This is a genomic window from Streptomyces sp. DG1A-41 (assembly GCF_037055355.1).
GTDB lineage: Bacteria > Actinomycetota > Actinomycetes > Streptomycetales > Streptomycetaceae > Streptomyces.
Genome location: NZ_CP146350.1, coordinates 4402085 through 4418355, shown reverse-complemented (window position 1 = coordinate 4418355; position 16271 = coordinate 4402085). Strand labels below are relative to the sequence as shown.

Annotated in this window: 12 protein-coding genes, 1 tRNA gene and 1 pseudogene; 7 read left to right on the top strand and 7 right to left on the bottom strand. The window is 71.8% G+C overall.

Translation table 11 applies throughout. From position 1 onward, the window contains the following. Positions 1-59: 59 nt before the first annotated feature. Positions 60-3053, bottom strand: coding sequence for a glycine--tRNA ligase (locus tag V8690_RS20605; RefSeq protein ID WP_338780933.1), 2994 nt, complete (start codon positions 3051-3053; stop codon positions 60-62). A gap of 174 nt (positions 3054-3227) precedes the next feature. Between V8690_RS20605 and V8690_RS20600 the strand changes: the two are divergent. Both V8690_RS20600 and V8690_RS20595 read left to right on the top strand, forming a co-directional pair. After that, a pseudogene (locus V8690_RS20600) lies at positions 3228-4128 on the top strand (intradiol ring-cleavage dioxygenase). A gap of 7 nt (positions 4129-4135) precedes the next feature. Beyond that, positions 4136-4957 carry a triphosphoribosyl-dephospho-CoA synthase gene (locus V8690_RS20595; protein WP_338780931.1) on the top strand — a complete coding sequence of 274 codons (822 nt, stop codon included), beginning with the start codon at positions 4136-4138 and terminating at the stop codon, positions 4955-4957. Here V8690_RS20595 and V8690_RS20590 read toward each other — a convergent pair. Then, positions 4947-6422 (bottom strand): aminopeptidase P family protein, encoded by a 1476-nt coding sequence (locus tag V8690_RS20590; protein WP_338780929.1) that lies wholly within the window; start codon positions 6420-6422, stop codon positions 4947-4949. The two genes, V8690_RS20595 and V8690_RS20590, sit on opposite strands and share 11 nt — an antisense overlap. 76 nt (positions 6423-6498) lie before the next feature. Beyond that, positions 6499-8016 carry a PP2C family protein-serine/threonine phosphatase gene (locus V8690_RS20585; protein WP_338780928.1) on the bottom strand — a complete coding sequence of 506 codons (1518 nt, stop codon included), beginning with the start codon at positions 8014-8016 and terminating at the stop codon, positions 6499-6501. 502 nt (positions 8017-8518) lie between these two features. Between V8690_RS20585 and V8690_RS20580 the strand changes: the two genes are divergently transcribed. Together V8690_RS20580 and V8690_RS20575 are read left to right on the top strand one after the other, a co-directional pair. Further along, a complete protein-coding gene (locus V8690_RS20580; protein ID WP_338780926.1) occupies positions 8519-9184 on the top strand; it encodes a bifunctional DNA primase/polymerase in 666 nt (221 codons plus the stop codon). A 55-nt stretch (positions 9185-9239) separates the two neighbouring features. Next, the gene (locus tag V8690_RS20575) at positions 9240-9890 is read left to right on the top strand and encodes a hypothetical protein (RefSeq protein ID WP_338780924.1); all 651 of its coding nucleotides are present in this window, start codon (positions 9240-9242) and stop codon (positions 9888-9890) included. Between the two features lie 244 nt (positions 9891-10134). Here V8690_RS20575 and V8690_RS20570 read toward each other — a convergent pair whose 3' ends face one another. From V8690_RS20570 to V8690_RS20560, 3 genes are all read right to left on the bottom strand, one after another. Continuing rightward, the gene (locus V8690_RS20570) at positions 10135-11124 is read right to left on the bottom strand and encodes a DUF5926 family protein (RefSeq protein ID WP_338780922.1); all 990 of its coding nucleotides are present in this window, start codon (positions 11122-11124) and stop codon (positions 10135-10137) included. A gap of 155 nt (positions 11125-11279) precedes the next feature. After that, positions 11280-11918 (bottom strand): ATP-binding protein, encoded by a 639-nt coding sequence (locus V8690_RS20565; RefSeq protein ID WP_338780921.1) that lies wholly within the window; start codon positions 11916-11918, stop codon positions 11280-11282. Between the two features lie 190 nt (positions 11919-12108). Further along, a complete protein-coding gene (locus V8690_RS20560; RefSeq protein WP_338780919.1) occupies positions 12109-12936 on the bottom strand; it encodes a glycerophosphodiester phosphodiesterase in 828 nt (275 codons plus the stop codon). 286 nt (positions 12937-13222) lie between these two features. Between V8690_RS20560 and V8690_RS20555 the strand changes: the two genes are divergently transcribed. Together V8690_RS20555 and V8690_RS20550 are read left to right on the top strand one after the other, a co-directional pair. Next, entirely contained in the window at positions 13223-14671 is a 1449-nt protein-coding gene (locus V8690_RS20555) for a trypsin-like peptidase domain-containing protein (RefSeq protein ID WP_338780918.1), read from the top strand. Positions 14672-14735: 64 nt separating this feature from the next. Beyond that, a tRNA-Ser gene (locus V8690_RS20550) sits at positions 14736-14822 on the top strand. 65 nt (positions 14823-14887) lie between these two features. Here the strand turns inward: V8690_RS20550 and V8690_RS20545 are convergent. Then, positions 14888-15244, bottom strand: coding sequence for a PRC-barrel domain-containing protein (locus tag V8690_RS20545; RefSeq protein WP_338780916.1), 357 nt, complete (start codon positions 15242-15244; stop codon positions 14888-14890). A 219-nt stretch (positions 15245-15463) separates the two neighbouring features. Here V8690_RS20545 and V8690_RS20540 point away from each other — a divergent pair, with 219 nt between their 5' ends. Continuing rightward, on the top strand, positions 15464-16249 hold the full coding sequence (locus V8690_RS20540) for a YhjD/YihY/BrkB family envelope integrity protein (RefSeq protein ID WP_338780913.1): 786 nt from the start codon (positions 15464-15466) through the stop codon (positions 16247-16249). Positions 16250-16271: the final 22 nt, after the last annotated feature.

Genomic DNA, 16271 nt, shown 5'->3' with positions numbered 1-16271 from the left:
ACGTCAGTCCTCCCTGGACGTCCGTCCACCCTGCAGGTCTGTCCCCCTGAACGCCCGCCCTACAGCGCGCCCCAGTCCAGCGTGTTACGCGCCAGCCCCGCCACCTGAGTGAGCAGCGCCAGCCGGGCCGCGCGGACCGCCGGGTCGGGGTCCATCACCAGCACCTCGTCGAAGAAGGTGCTGATCGCGTCGACCAGCGGGACGGAGACCTCGATCAGAGCCCCGAGGTCGTCCCCGCGGCCGTGCAGGGCCTGGCGTACGGCGTCGGCGCTCTCGGCGAGACGCAGCTCGGCGGGCGCGGTCAGCAGCGACTGATCCGCCGCCTCGACGCCGCCCTCGGGAAGGATGCGCAGCACCCGCTGGAACGCGGCAGCGAGGACCTCGAACTCCTCCGTGCCGATGTGCCGCTCCAGTGTGGCCAGGGTGCGGTCGCCGTGGGAGGGCCGGTCGGCCCACACCAGGACGGCCTGCACGAGCCGATGCTCGTGCCCGGCGTCCGTGAGCTGCTGCTCGTAGCGCCGGGTGATCAGCTCGGCGGCCTCGGCGACCCGCTCGGCGGGTACCTCGACGCCCTGCGCGGCGTACCGTACGGCCGCCGCGCGCAACCCCTCGCTCACCCGCACCCCGACCACGGCGGGCAGACTCCGCAGCACGTTGAGCAGTCCGATCGCGGCCCTGCGCACCCCGTACGGATCGGAACTCCCGGTCGGCGCGGCCCCGATCACGAACATGCCCGTCACCAGGTCGAACCGGTCGGCGAGCGACAGCACGGCACCCGCGTCCCCGGCCGGCAGGGCGCCGCCGGCGGAGCGCGGGAGCTCCATCTCGACCAGGGCCCGGGCGACCTCGGCGGACTCGCCGGCCCGGCGGGCGTACTCCTCGGCCATCACCCCGGCCAGTCCGGAGAACTCGATCACCATCTGCGAGGCCAGATCGAACTTCGCCAGCGCACCGGCCCGCCGCACGACCTCCACCTCCTCCTCCGGAAGCCCGGCCCGCCCGGCCAGGTCCAGGGCGAGGGAGGCGAGCCGGTCGGCGCGGTCGGCGACCGTTCCGAGCCGGTCCTCGAAGGTCAGCTTGTCCAGCCGCCGCCGGAATTCCTCCGGCGCCACCTTCAGATCCGCCCGCCAGAAGAACGCGGCGTCCTCGTAACGGGCCCGCAGCACCGCCTCGTTGCCCGCCCGCACCACGTCGTCGTCGCACAGGGCGTTGGCGAAGGTGACGAAGTGCGGCATCAGCCGCTCGCCGTCCAGCACTGGCAGATAGCGCTGGTGCTTGCGCATCACGGTGGTCAGGACGCTCGCGGGCAGTTCCAGGTAACGCTCGTCGAACGACCCCCGCACGGCGTACGGGAACTCCAGGATGTCGGTGATCTCGTCGATCAGACCGGCCTGGCCCGCCACGTCGATCCGCCCGCCCACCTCGGCCGCCGCCTCAACGGCACCGCGGACCACCGCGCCGCGCCGGGCATCCCGGTCGAGCAGGATGCCGTGCATGTGCAGGAAATGCGGATAGCCCTCGGCCGAGGTCACGCGGACGACCGGGTAGGGAGCCTGGCGCTGCACCCGCGTCGTGTCGCTCGCGGCGAGCGAGGAGACCACCACGGGCAGGGGAGTACGGCCCAGCAGCGCGAGCAGCCAGCGCACGGGCCGTGAGAACGACAGACCCGGGTCGCTCCACCGCATGTTGCGCCCGGCCCGCAGCCCCGACACGACCTCGGCCAGCAGATCGCTGAGCACCTCGACGGCCGGACGCCCCTCCTCGTGCCGGGTGACGGCCACGTACTCGACACCCTTGACGTTGACGATCCGCACGTCGGTCGGCTCGGCCCCCTGACTACGGGCGAAGCCCAGCAGGGCAGGCGTCGGAGCGCCGTCCCTGAAGGCGGCGGCGACCTTGGGGCCGCGCACGGTCCGCATGGTGTCCCGCTCGCGCGGCTGCACGCTGTCGACCGTGATCACGATCCGGCGCGGCGTGGCCATCACGGTGATCGCGCCGTGCCCCAGCCGGGTCGCGGCCAGCTTCGCGGTGACCGACTCGCGCACCGCCTCGGTGGTGGCGGGGACGTCGGCGTACGGCAGTTCCTCCACGCCGATCTCGAACAGCAGCGTCTCGACGCCGGGCACCTTGGGCAGCGTGGCCCGCTGGGCCGGGGCCGGCGCGGCCGCGACCCCGAGCGGATGCTCCAGCGCGGCCCGCCGCCGCTCCCACAGCTTGGCCGACTCGTGCGTCAGGCCGCGCATCAGCGCGAACGCCTTGGCCCGCTCCGTGGTGCTGATCGCGCCGCGCGCGTCGAGCACGTTGAAGGTGTGGCTGCACTTGAGCACGTACATGTACGCCGGGACCGGCAGCTCCAGGTCGAGCAGGCGCCGGGCCTCGGCCGCGTACGCCTCGAAGAGCCGGTGGTTGGTGTCGAGGTCGGCGTCGTCGAGGTAGTAGCGGCTCATCTCGTACTCGTTCTGCCCGAACACCTCGCCGTACGTGATGCCCGGCGCGTAGACGATGTCCTTGAAGTGGGACACGCCCTGAAGGTTCATCAGGATGCGCTCGAGGCCGTACGTGATCTCCACCGACACCGGGTCCAGGGCGACACCGCCGACCTGCTGGAAGTAGGTGAACTGCGTGATCTCCATGCCGTCCAGCCAGACCTCCCAGCCCAGCCCCCAGGCGCCGAGCGCGGGCGAGGCCCAGTTGTCCTCGACGAACCGCACGTCGTGCGCGCCCAGGTCGACACCGAGCGCCTCCAGGCTGCCCAGGTACAGCTCCTGCGGGTTGCCCGGATCGGGCTTGAGGATGACCTGGAACTGGGTGTGGGTCTGGAGCCGGTTGGGGTTTTCGCCGTAGCGCGAGTCGTCCGGCCGCACGCTCGGCTCCACATAGGCGACGCTCCACGGCTCGGGACCGAGCACCCGCAGCGCCGTGGCCGGGTTGGCCGTACCCGCGCCGACCTCGGTGTTCAACGGCTGCGTGATCATGCAGCCGTTGTCGCTCCAGTACTTCTGAAGGGTGAGGATGGCGTCCTGCATGGTCAGCGCCGTCTGGACGTTCTTCATGGTGATCGCGCCTGTTCCCCGAGTCGGCCCGGCAAGGTCGGCCATGATCTCACACGCCAACTACCGTTGACCTGCGGATTTTTACCCGCCGGCCGGATGCCGCCGGTCGGTTCACAGCCGGCTCTCAGCCCGGCCTCACGTACCTGACGGGTGGCGTCCCTAAGTTCCCGTCCCATGACGGGAAACCACCGGAACACCTCCATCAGCCGCCGCCGCGCCCTCGCGGTCGCGGGCGGCACGGTCGCCGCGGGCGGTCTGGCCGCAGCCGGCTGACCAGTCGGCCTTCGCGGACACGACGGCCACCACGACGACGGCCACGGCCACGTCCTCCAGGAGCACCGGCACCTGCATGCAGCTGATGTCGAGCGTCACCCAGGGGCCGTACTACCTGGACGGCGCACTCGTCCGCAAGGACATCACCGAGGGCAAGAGCGGCGTCCCGCTCACCCTGCGCCTCACCGTCGTCGACGCCACCGACGGCTGCACCCCGGTCCCCGGCGCGGCCGTGGAGATCTGGCACTGCGACGCCTGGGGCTACTACTCCGGTTACACCACCGCCAACCCCGGCGGCTCGGCCCCCGCCGAGAGCGAGGACGGCTCGACCGCCGACGACAACACGTACCTGCGCGGCTACCAGATCGCAAACGCCAACGGAGTCGTCAAGTTCGAGACGATCATCCCGGGCTGGTACACCCCGCGCACCTGCCACATCCACCTCAAGGTCCACACCGGCGGTGAGAAGGAGGACGGCACCTACGAGGGCGGCAAGGTCAACTTCACCGGCCAGCTGTTCTTCGCCGACGAGGTCGCCGAGTCGGTCTTCGCCCTGGAGCCGTACAGCAAGCACACCGGCAGCTACACCAAGCTCGACGACGACATGGTCTACGACGGCGGCGGCGCGGCCGGCGGCCTGCTCACACTCGAACCGGTGCACAAGAAGGACCCCTCCAAGGGCTACAAGGGCTTTCTCACCCTGGGTATCGACCCGGACGCGGAGAACACGGGCGCGGGCAGCGGTGGCGGAGGCGGCACACCCCCGAGCGGCGCCCCCGCTCCCTCGTCCTCCTCTTCCTGACACGGCGGTGAACAGTCCTGAGGACGAGGCGCTCGCACACGCCGCCGTCGACGCGCTGGTCGGTCAGCTGGCCCTGGCACCCAAGCCGGGCCTGCCCGACCCGCGCGACCTGACGGCCCGGACCACCCGCCGGGACCACCGCGCCCTGCGCTGGTCGGCCAGGGCACTGCTCCCCGGCCTCACGGCGATGGCCGCCGCGGCCCGCCGCACGGGCGAACCCAGCCCTCGGCTCCGTGCGGAGCTCGGCGCGATCGGCCGCTCCACCGAGCACACCGTGGGCCTCGCGGGCGGCGGCCACCGGGGCGCCCTGTGGACGCTCGGCCTGCTGGTCGCGGCGGCGGCGCTGATACCGGGCGCCGACCCGGCCGAGACGACGGCCCTGGCCAAGCACATCGCCGCCCACCCGGACCGCCGCGCCCCGCGCCGCCCGTCACGCGGCTCCATGATGTCGGCCAAGTACGGTGCGGCCGGCGCCCGCGGCGAGGCCAGGGCCGGATTCCCCCACGTCCGCCGCGCCCTGGACACACTCACCGCGGCCCGGGCTCAGGGCGCCCCCGAGCCCCAGGCCCGCCTGGACGCCCTGCTCACGGTGATGTCGACGCTTCAGGACACGGAGTTGCTGTACACGGCGGGCCCCATGGGCCTGCGTCACGTCCAGGCGGGGGCGCGCGGTGTACTGGAGGCGGGCGGCACGGCGACGGAGCCGGGTGCCGTAGCTCTGCGAGCCCTGGACACCGACCTCATCAGCCGTGCCTGGATTCCTCGAGGCAGCGCCCCTCTGCTCGCGGGCGCGCTGTTCCTGGACGCGCAGACAGAACTCAGCCCTTGAGGGACGCCATCCACGCCTCGACCTCGTCGGCCCGACGAGGCAAGGCCGCACTCAGATTCCGGTTGCCGTCCTCCGTGACGAGGATGTCGTCCTCGATCCGCACACCGATCCCCCGGTACTCCTCCGGCACCGTCAGATCGTCGGCCTGGAAGTACAGCCCCGGCTCGACGGTCAGGCACATCCCCGGCTCCAGCACACCGTCGACATACGTCTCGGTCCGCGCGGCAGCGCAGTCGTGCACGTCCATCCCGAGCATGTGCCCGGTCCCGTGCAACGTCCACCGCCGCTGAAGCCCCAGCTCCAGCACCCGCTCCACCGGCCCCTCCACCAGCCCCCACTCGACCAGCTTCTCTGCCAGCACCCGCTGCGCGGCGTCGTGGAAGTCCCGGTACTTCGCCCCCGGCCGCACCGCCGCGATCCCGGCCTCCTGGGCCTCGTACACGGCGTCGTAGATCTTCCGCTGGATCTCGCTGAACCGGCCGTTGATCGGCAGCGTGCGCGTGACGTCGGCGGTGTAGTACGTGTGCGTCTCCACACCCGCGTCGAGCAGCAGCAGATCGCCCGACCGCACGGGCCCGTCGTTGCGCACCCAGTGCAGCGTGCAGGCGTGCGGCCCGGCCGCGGCGATCGTGCCGTAGCCGACGTCGTTGCCCTCCACCCGCGCGCGGAGGAAGAACGTGCCCTCGATGTACCGCTCGGAGGTCGCTTCGGCCTTGTCGAGGACCTTCACCACGTCCTCGAAGCCGCGCACGGTCGAGTCGACGGCCTTCTGGAGCTCGCCGATCTCGAACTCGTCCTTGACCAGCCGCGCCTCGGAGAGGAAGACCCGCAGCTCCTCGTCGCGCTCGGCGGTGACCTTGTCGGTCAGCGCGGCCTCGATGCCGGCGTCGTACCCGCGCACGACCCGCACCGGACCCGTGGCCTCGCGCAGCGCCCCGGCCAGCTCGCGCACGTCGGAGGCGGGGATGCCGTACAACTGCTCCGCCTCGGTGAGGGAGTGGCGGCGGCCGACCCACAGCTCGCCCTGGCCGTCCAGCCAGAACTCGCCGTTCTCCCGGTTCGACCGCGGCAGGAGGTAGACCGTCGCCTCGTGGCCCTCGCCCTTGGGCTCCAGGACCAGGACGCCGTCTGCGCTCTCGTCGGGCCGGCCGCCAGTGAGGTAGGCGTACTCGACGGAGGCGCGGAAGGCGTACTCGGTGTCGTTCGAGCGGGTCTTCAGGTTGCCCGCGGGGATCACCAGCCGCTCGCCCGGGAAGCGTGCGGACAGCGCGGCCCGGCGGGCGGCGGTCTTCGCGGCCTGGGGGATGGGCTGGAGGTCACGCAGCTCGGTGTCGGCCCAACCGCTCTTCATGTTGTCGGCAAGCTCGTCGGACACGCCGGGGTACAGTCCGTTCTTCCGCTGCTTGATCGGCTCCTCTTCGGCAGTCTCCGGGGTGTCCGAAGGCTCTTTAGCCACGGCGGTCATCCTCCTCGATACGGCACTGGACCGCCCTCCACTCTACGGCGGCGCGGACGCGGCCTCAGGGCGATGACGAGGAGCATCACTCGAACCGCGCCGCCAGCAGGACGACGTCCTCCGTACCGTCCGCCGCGTCCAGCCCGTCCGGCAGCACGCTCCGCAGGACGTGGTCGGCGATGACGCCGGGGTCGCGCCGCAGCGCCCGGGGCGCTCCGGCCGCCGCCGCGTGCAGCCGGGCGAAGGCGCGGTCGGTGGTCTCGCCGGTGCGGTGCAGCAGGCCGTCGGTGTACAGCAGCACCGTCTCCCCGGGCTCGGCGAGGATCTCCACGCTCGGCGCCTCCCAGCAGGCGAGCATGCCCAGCGGGGCGGAGACCGACGTCTCCACGAACTCGGTGCGGCGCTGTCCGATCAGCAGCGGCGGGCTGTGCCCGGCACCGGCCAGCGTGATCTTGCGGGCGGCCGGTTCGCAGTAGCCGAACAGGGCGGTGGCCGAGCGGGCCGGCTCGGTCAGCCGCAGCAGCAGCTCCAGGTCGGACAGGACGGCGACCGGGTCCTCCCCCTCCATCACGGCGTACGCGCGCAGGGACGCCCGCAGCCGCCCCATCGCGGCGACCGCGCTGGGCCCCGACCCCGTGACGGACCCGACGGCGAGGCCGAGGGCGGCGTCGGGCAGCGACAGCGCGTCGTACCAGTCGCCGCCGCCGCGCGGGCCGGTGCGGTGCCGGGCGGCGAGTTGGACACCGGCCACCCGCGGCAGCCGCGCGGGCAGCAGCTCGTCCGACATCGTCGCCATGGACGCGCGCGTGCGCTCCAGTTCGAGGAGCCGGGCGAGGTGCTCGGCGGCGTACCGGGCGTACAGGCCGACGAGGTGGCGCTGCCGCTCGTGCGGTTCGGCGGGTTCGTCGTAGAGCCACACGACGGCCCCGAGGCGGCCGGCGGACTCGGCGGTCAGGGGGAGGGCGTAGCTGGCGGCGTAGCCGAGGCGGGCCGCGACCTCGCGGTGGCGGGGGTCGAGCCCCTCCTCGGCGAACAGGTCGGGCTCGGCGATGCCGTCCTCGCCGCCGGGCAGTCCGTCGAGGAACCGGCCGTAGGACAGGGCGCTGCGGGGCACGGTCTCGATGTGGCCGAGGTCGGCGCGAGCCAGGCCCAGGCCTTTGGTGGTGTCCGGGCCCAGTCCGTCGCCGGGTTCCAGGACGACGAGGCCGCGGCGGGCACCCACCAGGGCGGCGCCGGCCCGCAGCAGTTCCTGGAGCGCGTCGTCGAGCGCGGACCTGCGGGTCAGGCGTTCGGTCAGCTCGTGGAGGGTGGTGAGGTCGGAGACCCAGCCGGCGAGACGGTCCTGGAGTACCGCGCCCGGTGGGGCCGGGGGGTTTGCCGGGGCTGACGAGGAGGTGCCACCCGCCGCGACGGGCGCGACAGTGTGTGCGGGCGCCGGAACCGTTGAATCGATTCCAGCCACTTTCGGAGGGTGCGGGGCGTTCATGGTGTCCGGCTTTCCGACCAGCACGTACTGCTCAAAAGCATCGCAAACCCCCATGTCATGCTGCGCCGCTAGCAGTGTCTCCACATGTACACGCACTCGTGAGGAGATGTCCAGCATTGTCCTGCTGGGATTCCTGGTGTCCGTGAGATCAGAGGGAACACGTCCCCTTCCTCTTGCGGAAATGCAAAGTTGGCTTAAAACTGCCGCACGGGACGGCTTATTGCGGTCGACTGGGCTTGCTCGACGGAGCGTCACGACGGTCGCGATGGGTACGTACTCGGTGAAGGCCAGGGGTGGTTGGGAACTACCCGGAACCTGGTGACGGACCCGGGCGTCTTAGCCACCGACGACCGTGCCCCATCCTCCCGTGGCGGAGGCGGAGAGAAATACGCGCGACGGCAAACGCCATACTTCGCCACCCCTACGCCACGCCCGTGCTTTTGATGGACACAGTATGGGCGGGACGGCCGCGGAGGCAGCCAATGCTCGACCCATAGGGGTTCCCCTTGCGCACGGCAGGGGTGTGATGCGCCAGCAGGTACGCACAGTGAAGTGATCGACACATGATGTGATGTGGACCACGGTGTTGCCGGCGTGCAACGGAAAGGAACGAGCGCTCATGCGCGAGATCCTCGGAAGGCGACGCAGGCTCCTGTCCCAGCGCAGCGACGGGAGGCCTGAGCTGATCGGCGCGGCCCTGACCTACGCGACCCAATGGCAGTGGCCCGTACTCCCGGGCGTGGCGGCGGACCCCGAGGGGCGGAACCGCTGCGGCTGTCCCGACCCCGAATGCACGGTTCCCGGCGCGCACCCCTTCGACCCCGGCCTGCTCGCGGCCACCACGGACGGGCGCATGGTGCGCTGGTGGTGGGGCAACCGGCCCACGGCGCCGATCGTCCTGGCCACCGGCGGCAAGGCGCCCTGCGCGGTCTCCCTGCCCGCCCTGCCGGCGGCCCGCGCCCTCGACGCGCTCGACAGCATGGGTATGCGGTTCGGCCCGGTCGTCGCGTCCCCCGCCCGTTGGGCGATCCTCGTGAAGCCGTACTCCATGGAGCAACTCGGCGAACTGCTCTACGCCAAGGACTTCGTGCCCGGCTCCCTCCGCTTCCACGGCGAGGGCGGTTACCTGGCGCTGCCGCCGTCCGAGACGGGCCAGGGCGAGATCCGCTGGGAGCGGGCGCCGCTGCCCGGTTCGGCCTCGCCGTGGGTACCCGATGTGGAGGCCGTGGTGGACGCCGTGGTCGAGGCCCTCACTCGTACGGGTGTGAGCGCGCCCGAGTTCTAGGGCTGTCGGGCGCGCCGAGCCCGGGTTCCGCCCCGGCGCGTTATGTTCCGGGGCCATGCCGCGTCATGCCCGGGGCCGCCCCCGGGACCCCCGAAAGGTCCGACCCCGAAAGGTCCGGCTGCTCGCCCTCGCGGGCGTCGTGGCGGCGTGCGCGGTCGCACTGCCGCTGGCGGTGCCGTCCGCGGGGTCCCCGGACGCAGGGGATACGACGCGTGCCGGGGGCTCGGCGGACGGTGCCGGCGGACGCGGCGGTTCTGTGTCCGGTTCCGGAGGGGACGGGGTACGTCCCTCCTCGCCGTCCGCGGACGGCGAGGCGCCTTCCGTCGCGGCCGGCCTCCCCGCACCCGGCCCTGGCCTGTCGACCGCCGCGCGGTGTGGTCCCGAACTCTCCTCCCCCGACGGCATCGAGGCGCAGACCTGTGTCGTGACGCAGGGCGCGGACACCTGGGCGCGGACCTACTACCGCAATGCGACCGGCGAGGCGCTGGACGCCGTACTGAGCCTGATGGGGCCCGGCGCCCGGACCGTGCGGATCACCTGCGCGGTGGGCGCCGAAGACGAGCCGGGGACGTGTGAGACGCCCCGAGAGCCCGCACGCGGGGATCTGGCGGCGTACACGGCGGTGGCGGAGTTCGCGCGGCGGGCCGGCCAGGGGCCGCTGCTGCTGCGCTCGGGGAGCAACTCGCCTACGGAAGCCGGCGGTTGACGAGAGGCTGCGCTCCGTGAACCGTCGCGCGCATGAAAAGACCCGGTTGCTGGCGACGGGGGATGCACCAGCAACCGGGCTACAGGAACGGTAACAAGAGATCGGCGGTTCGCAAATTCGATCTCGCCCTTTCCAGTCATCGACGGACCTGTCCCGGCCGGGAGTTGTGAAGGGCGTCAGCTGCCCGGAGTGCGAGGGTCCGGCCGGCCGGCAGAGCGGCCGGACCGGGCCTTGTGACGAGCCGTCAGCTGAGCGTGACCTGCCGGTTGGTGAGGCCGCCACGCGCGCGGCGCTCGTCCGCGGTGAGCGGCGCGTCCGTGGCCAGGGCGGCGGCGAGGCGCTCGGCGAACTCCGCCGCCGGCTTCTCCACGTCCTCGGCCGTGACCCCGCTCGGCAGGTCCCAGACCGGCACGGTGAGCCCGTGAGCGCGGAAGGAGCCCACCAGGCGGGTGCCCTCGCCCAGGCTCGACCGGCCCGCGGCGTGCAGCCGCGCGAGAGCGTCCAGAAGCTGCTCCTCGGGGTGGGGCATGACCCACCGCAAATGATTCTTCTCGGGCGTCTCGCACCAGTACGCGGCGTCCACGCCCTGGAGCTTGACGGTCGGGATGGCCGCGGCGTTGGCCCGCTCCAGGGAGGCGGTCACCTCCGGCGTGGCGTTCTCCGGGTCCGGCACCCAGAACTCGAAGCCGCTGTGCACTTCTGGCTCGAAGGCGCCTTCCGGGTCGAGCAGGTCCTGGAGCCGCGGACCGTCGGCCGGGGCGCGGCGGCCCTGCACCGGTGTGCCGGGCTCGGCTTCCAGGGCGCGCTGGAGGATGTCGGCGAGGTCGCGGCTGATGTCGCCCGACGAGGTGTCGTTCTGGAGGCCGAGCATGACCGAGCCGTCGTCGCGGCGCAGGGCGGGCCAGGCCATCGGCAGGACCGTGGCCAGCGTGACCGCCGGGACGCCTTCGGGAAGGCCGTCCCTGAGCGTCAGCCGGGCCGTGGCCGCCGGGACCAGTTCGCGCAGGGCCACCCAGTCGCACTCGCCTGGCAGGCCCTCGAAGGGGCGGTGCACCAGCTCGGTCGCGGCGTGGGCCGCGGCCCGGCCGTGACAGGCCTTGTAGCGGCGGCCGCTGCCGCAGGGGCAGGGCTCACGAGCGCCGACGACCGGAACGTCCCCGTCAGCGCCTCCGGCGCGGGCTCCGTCCGTGATCGGCGGGCGCTTGGCCTTCGTCTGGGGTCGCTTCTTGGCCATCGATGGGTCTCCCGGTTACGGCTCGTCTCGTACGGTCGCGAGCCTAGCCGTTCGTGCCTCGGGCGACGGGATCCTGTGGACAACGCGGTCCTGTTGATAACGCGGGCCCTGTGGACAACGGGGTCCCGTGGACAACGAGGCGGGCCGGCGCCGGGTCAGTCCATGTCCTCGAAGGCGTCCGCGAAGTCCAGCCCGGGCATCTGGGACACCGCCGGGGCCGTGATGCGTGTCGCGAAGTCGTCGCGTCGGTGGCCGGCGTCCGGGTCGTGCACGTCGGCGTGGACGACGACCCACACGGTGACCTCGCCGCGGATGTCGTCCCGGACACCCCAGTCGTCGGCCAGCGCGGTGATGATGTTCAGCCCGCGGCCGCCGTGCGCCGTGACCGACGGGGTCGCGGGGGCGGGGCGGGTCGGGCCGCCGCCGTCCGTGACCTCGACGATGAGCCGGCCGGAGGGGTCCACGCGCCAGGCGGCACGGACGTCACCGTCGCCGGAGAGAGCGTCGCCCAGGGGCCTGCCGTGTTTGCACGCGTTGCTCAAAAGTTCGGAAAGGATCAGTACGGCGTCGTCGATGACCGATTCCGCTACGCCACCTCTGCGCAGTTGTGCGCGCATACGGTGTCTCGCTTTCCCCACGCCCGCAGGGCCATGGGGTACGGCCATGCTCGACGACGTGGGCACCTCCTGTGCCACCACCAACGCCACCCCCGAGACCTCCTTCGCCCCACGCCACGGTGTGGATGCCCCATTGGCCTGTACCGGAAACCGGCCGATCCACGTCCTGTGACGCATTCACCGCGACCGTGTACGGACCGAACGCGCCGGAGCACTCCCTGTAATCGTGTGGCTGGATTTCATCGGTCTGGCCGAGACGCGAGGATCCCGTCTGTCAACCGGCGGGGTCAAGAGGTGTGCGTGGGTCTGGTGGGACTTGTGGGGTCGGCCATGGTGACCGTCGGACCTGCCCGGACCCGCCGGACCTTCAGCGGCCGAGCTGGTCGAGCACCGCGCGCGGGCGGTTGGTGATGATGGCGTCGACGCCCAGGCCGACGCAGAGATCCACGTCCTCCGGCTCGTTCACGGTCCACACGTGCACCTGGTGGCCGACCCGCTTCAGGCGCTCCACGTAGAGGGGGTGGTTGCGCACGATCCGGATGGAGGGGCCCGCGATCCGGACACCCGGGGGCAGCCGTCCGTCGCGCAGCCGGGGCGAGACGAACTGCGTCAGGTAGACCGTCGGCAGGGTCGGCGAGGCGGCACGCACGCGGTGCAGCGAGCGGGCCGAGAAGCTCATGACCCGCACCCGGGACTCCTCTGCGGTGGCCGGGGCGTCCAGACCGAACCGCTTCAGCAGGACCAGCAGCCGCTCCTCGACCTGCCCCGCCCAGCGCGTGGGGTGCTTGGTCTCGATGGCCAGTTCCACCCGGCGTCCGGCGTCGGCGACGAGTTCGAGCAGCCGCTCAAGGGTGAGGACGGACGTCGCCTCGCGGTCCTCCGGGCGGTGCTCCCAGTCGGGGTCCTCGTCCCGCCTCTTGTAGGCCTCGCCCGTCTTCCAGGAGCCGAAGTCCAGGGCGGCGAGGTCGGCGAGCTCCAGGGCGGAGACCGCGCCGCGGCCGTTGGACGTACGGTTGATCCGGCGGTCGTGTACGCACACCAGGTGGCCGTCGGCGGTGAGGCGCACATCGCATTCGAGGGCGTCCGCGCCGTCCTCGATCGCCTTGGTGTACGCGGCCAGGGTGTGTTCCGGGGCGTCCTCGGAGGCACCGCGGTGGGCGACGACTTGAATCACATGCTGCCGTGCGTGGGTCACCGCGTCATGGTGCCACCGCGCGCGGGTACGCGTCTGGTCGGACGGACCCGACGGATTCACAGGTCCGGACGGAGGCACTGGAATTGCATCCTTTTCGTCGGTAATGACCTATATAAAGAATGGCCCCGGACCCACAGCCACCGCTTATGGTGCTCTGACGGCCGGTGGGAAAAGCTGACGGCATACAAGGGAACAAGCACAGCTGTATCGCGCCGGACCGTCGCCAGCGTGAAAAAGCGTGACCGAGTGCGACCCAGGAAACAGCCGTGGATCGAGGAGAGAAGCTGTGAGCACCGAGAACGAGGGCACCGCGGTACCCCCCGCCCCGTCCGCACCCCCCGTGCCGGTGGACACTCCCGCTGCTCCGGCACCCCAGGGACAGGCCCCGCGGGGACAGGCGCCCCAGGGAACGGGACCGTACGGACAGGACTCCCAGGGGCAGTCCGCCCACGGCCAGGGCGCTCCTGGCGACGCCGCGCATCACGGCGTCTCCTCCTCCGCCCCCGACCCCTCCTGGCCCCCGCCCCCGCCGCCGGCCTCCCCGTCGTACGGCGACGGCGGTTCCGGTTCCGGCGGTGGCTGGGGTTCGCCGTACCAGCAGCCGGCGCCGAAGTCCGGCCGGGGCCGCGGTGGTCTGGTCGCCGCGCTCCTGGTGGCCGCGCTGGTCGCGGGCGGCCTGGGCGGCGGTCTCGGCTACACGCTGGCGAAGAACAACGACGAGAACAGCGGCTCGACGACGGTCTCCGCCTCCACCAGCGGCGGCGACGTCAAGCGCGACCCGGGCACGGTCGCGGGCGTGGCCGCCAAGGCGCTCCCGAGCACGGTCACGATCGAGGCCGAGAGCACCAGCGGCGAGGGCGGCACCGGCACGGGCTTCGTCTTCGACAAGCAGGGCCACATCGTCACCAACAACCACGTCGTGGCCGGCGCGGTGGACGGCGGCAAGCTCACCGCGACATTCCCCAGCGGCAAGAAGTACGACGCCGAGGTGGTCGGGCACGCGCAGGGCTACGACGTGGCGGTCATCAAGCTCAAGAACGCTCCGAGCGACCTGAAGCCGCTCACCCTCGGCGACTCGGACAAGGTGGCCGTCGGCGACGCGACCATCGCGATCGGCGCCCCCTTCGGCCTGTCCGACACGGTGACGACGGGCATCATCAGCGCCAAGAACCGCCCGGTCGCCTCCAGCGACGGCAGCGGCAGCCAGGCGTCGTACATGAGCGCCCTCCAGACCGACGCCTCGATCAACCCGGGCAACTCCGGCGGGCCGCTGCTGGACGCGCAGGGCAACGTCATCGGCATCAACTCCGCGATCCAGTCCACCGGCAACGGCGGCTTCGGCACCGGCCAGTCCGGCTCGATCGGCCTGGGCTTCGCCATCCCGATCAACCAGGCCGAGTACGTCGCCCAGGAACTGATCAAGACCGGCAAGCCGGTGTACGCGAAGATCGGCGCGTCCGTCTCCCTGGACGACAGCTCGGACGGCGCGCAGATCACCGACCAGGGCGCGGGCGGCACGCCACCGGTCGAGCCGGGCGGCCCGGCCGCCAAGGCGGGCCTCAAGCCCGGCGACGTCATCACCAAGCTCGACGACCGGGTGATCGACTCCGGCCCCACCCTGATCGGCGAGATCTGGACCCACAAGCCCGGTGACAAGGTCACGATCACCTACGAGCGCAACGGCAAGCAGCACACGGTCGAGGTGACCCTGGGCTCGCGCATCGGCGACAACTGACCCACACTCGCGCGCACCGACCCGTTACCCTTGTCCCCGCGTCGACCGATCACGGCCGGCGCGGGGAGGCGTGCCCGAGCGGCCGAAGGGAACGGTCTTGAAAACCGTCGTGGCAGCGATGTCACCGTGGGTTCAAATCCCACCGCCTCCGCGCAGGTCATAGGTGTTGCAGGTCGGAAGGGGCGCCCCTCGCTGAGGGGCGCCCCTTCCGCGCCGTCAGCGGCGTGCGAGTTGGCGTTCGCCGGCTGCGCCCGTCTGGTAGGGCATGTCGTAGTGCTGGAAGATCGCTTGCTCCGACTCGGCGGGGAGGATGTCGTCCATGCCGACCGAGGGCGCCTTCTTCACCAGCGACTTGGTGTAGGAGACCTTGACGTAGCCGGGGCCGACGATCGCCTCGTCGAGGGGTACGAAGGCAAGGTGGTGGCGGGTGGGGAGTCCGGTGCGGACCGTGGCCATGGCCGGTTCGTCGGTGGTGGTGTCGACGTAGACCGCTTCGAGTACGCCGATCTTGTGACCCTTGGGGTCGACGACGCTGCGGTTGCGCCACTCGCGGATGTCGGCGGAATGGATCATGGCCTGCCTCCTGAGCCGTTGATCCGGGCCGGTACGAGCCCCCCCGCGGGCCGTCAGAGCCCGCTGAACCCGGTAAGCCCACTTGTTTTCCAGGCTATCCGGGAATGTCCGCGCCGCGCCCTCGCGCGGCAAGGGTTCCGAACGTGGTAGTCGACAGGCATGCCGATGAAGCCTTCCGGTGCCGCGGGCCGTTCCTCTCGGTTCGGGCCGCTGCACCGCATGATCAGCCGTTCGCCGGTCGGGCGCGGATGGCAGCGGAGCACGGCCATCGAGCTGTGGCCGCGTTCGCTGGGCTTCGCGGCGCTGGGGTTCCTCACGCTGGTGCCGCTGCTGATCATTGTCTCCGCTGCCGATCCCGAGCACGGGCGGGGGTTCGCGCAGTGGCTGGGAGAGGGGCTCGGCGTGTCGAGGGACTCCCGGCGGCAGGTCGAGCAGTTGTTCACGCCGCCCGGCCAGGCCCTGCGCACCACGACCGCGTTCGGCCTCGCCGCCCTCGCCGTCTTCGGCCTGTCCTTCGGGGCGGCGGTGCAGACCGGCTACGAGAAGGTCTGGGGCCTGCCGCCGGCCCGCTGGTGGGCCCGGTGGCGGCATGTGCTGTGGCTCGGCGTCCTCACCGGATACCTCTATGTCTCCGCCGGCACCACGCTGCTGCGCGAGCCTGTGACGGGCGGGGCCGTCGCGCCGCTGACTGCCGTTCTGTTCCTGTGGTGGTCCCAGCACCTGCTGCTCGGCGGGAGGGTCCGCTGGCGTGCCCTGCTGCCCGGCGCCGTCGCCACCACGATCGGGCTGCTCGGCCTGAGAGTCTTCTCCAGGCTCGTCTTCTCGCCGTTGATCGCGTCCAACGCCGTCACGTACGGACCGGTCGGAACCGTCCTGGTCATCCAGTCCTGGCTGGTCGGGGTGGGAGTCGTCGTCTTCGGTGGAGCGCTGGTCGGCCGACTGCTGTACGAGGACCTGCCCCGCGTGGCACAGGCACTGAAACGGCGCGGTGGGCCACAGGGCTAGGATCCCTCCGTAGTCCAGGCAT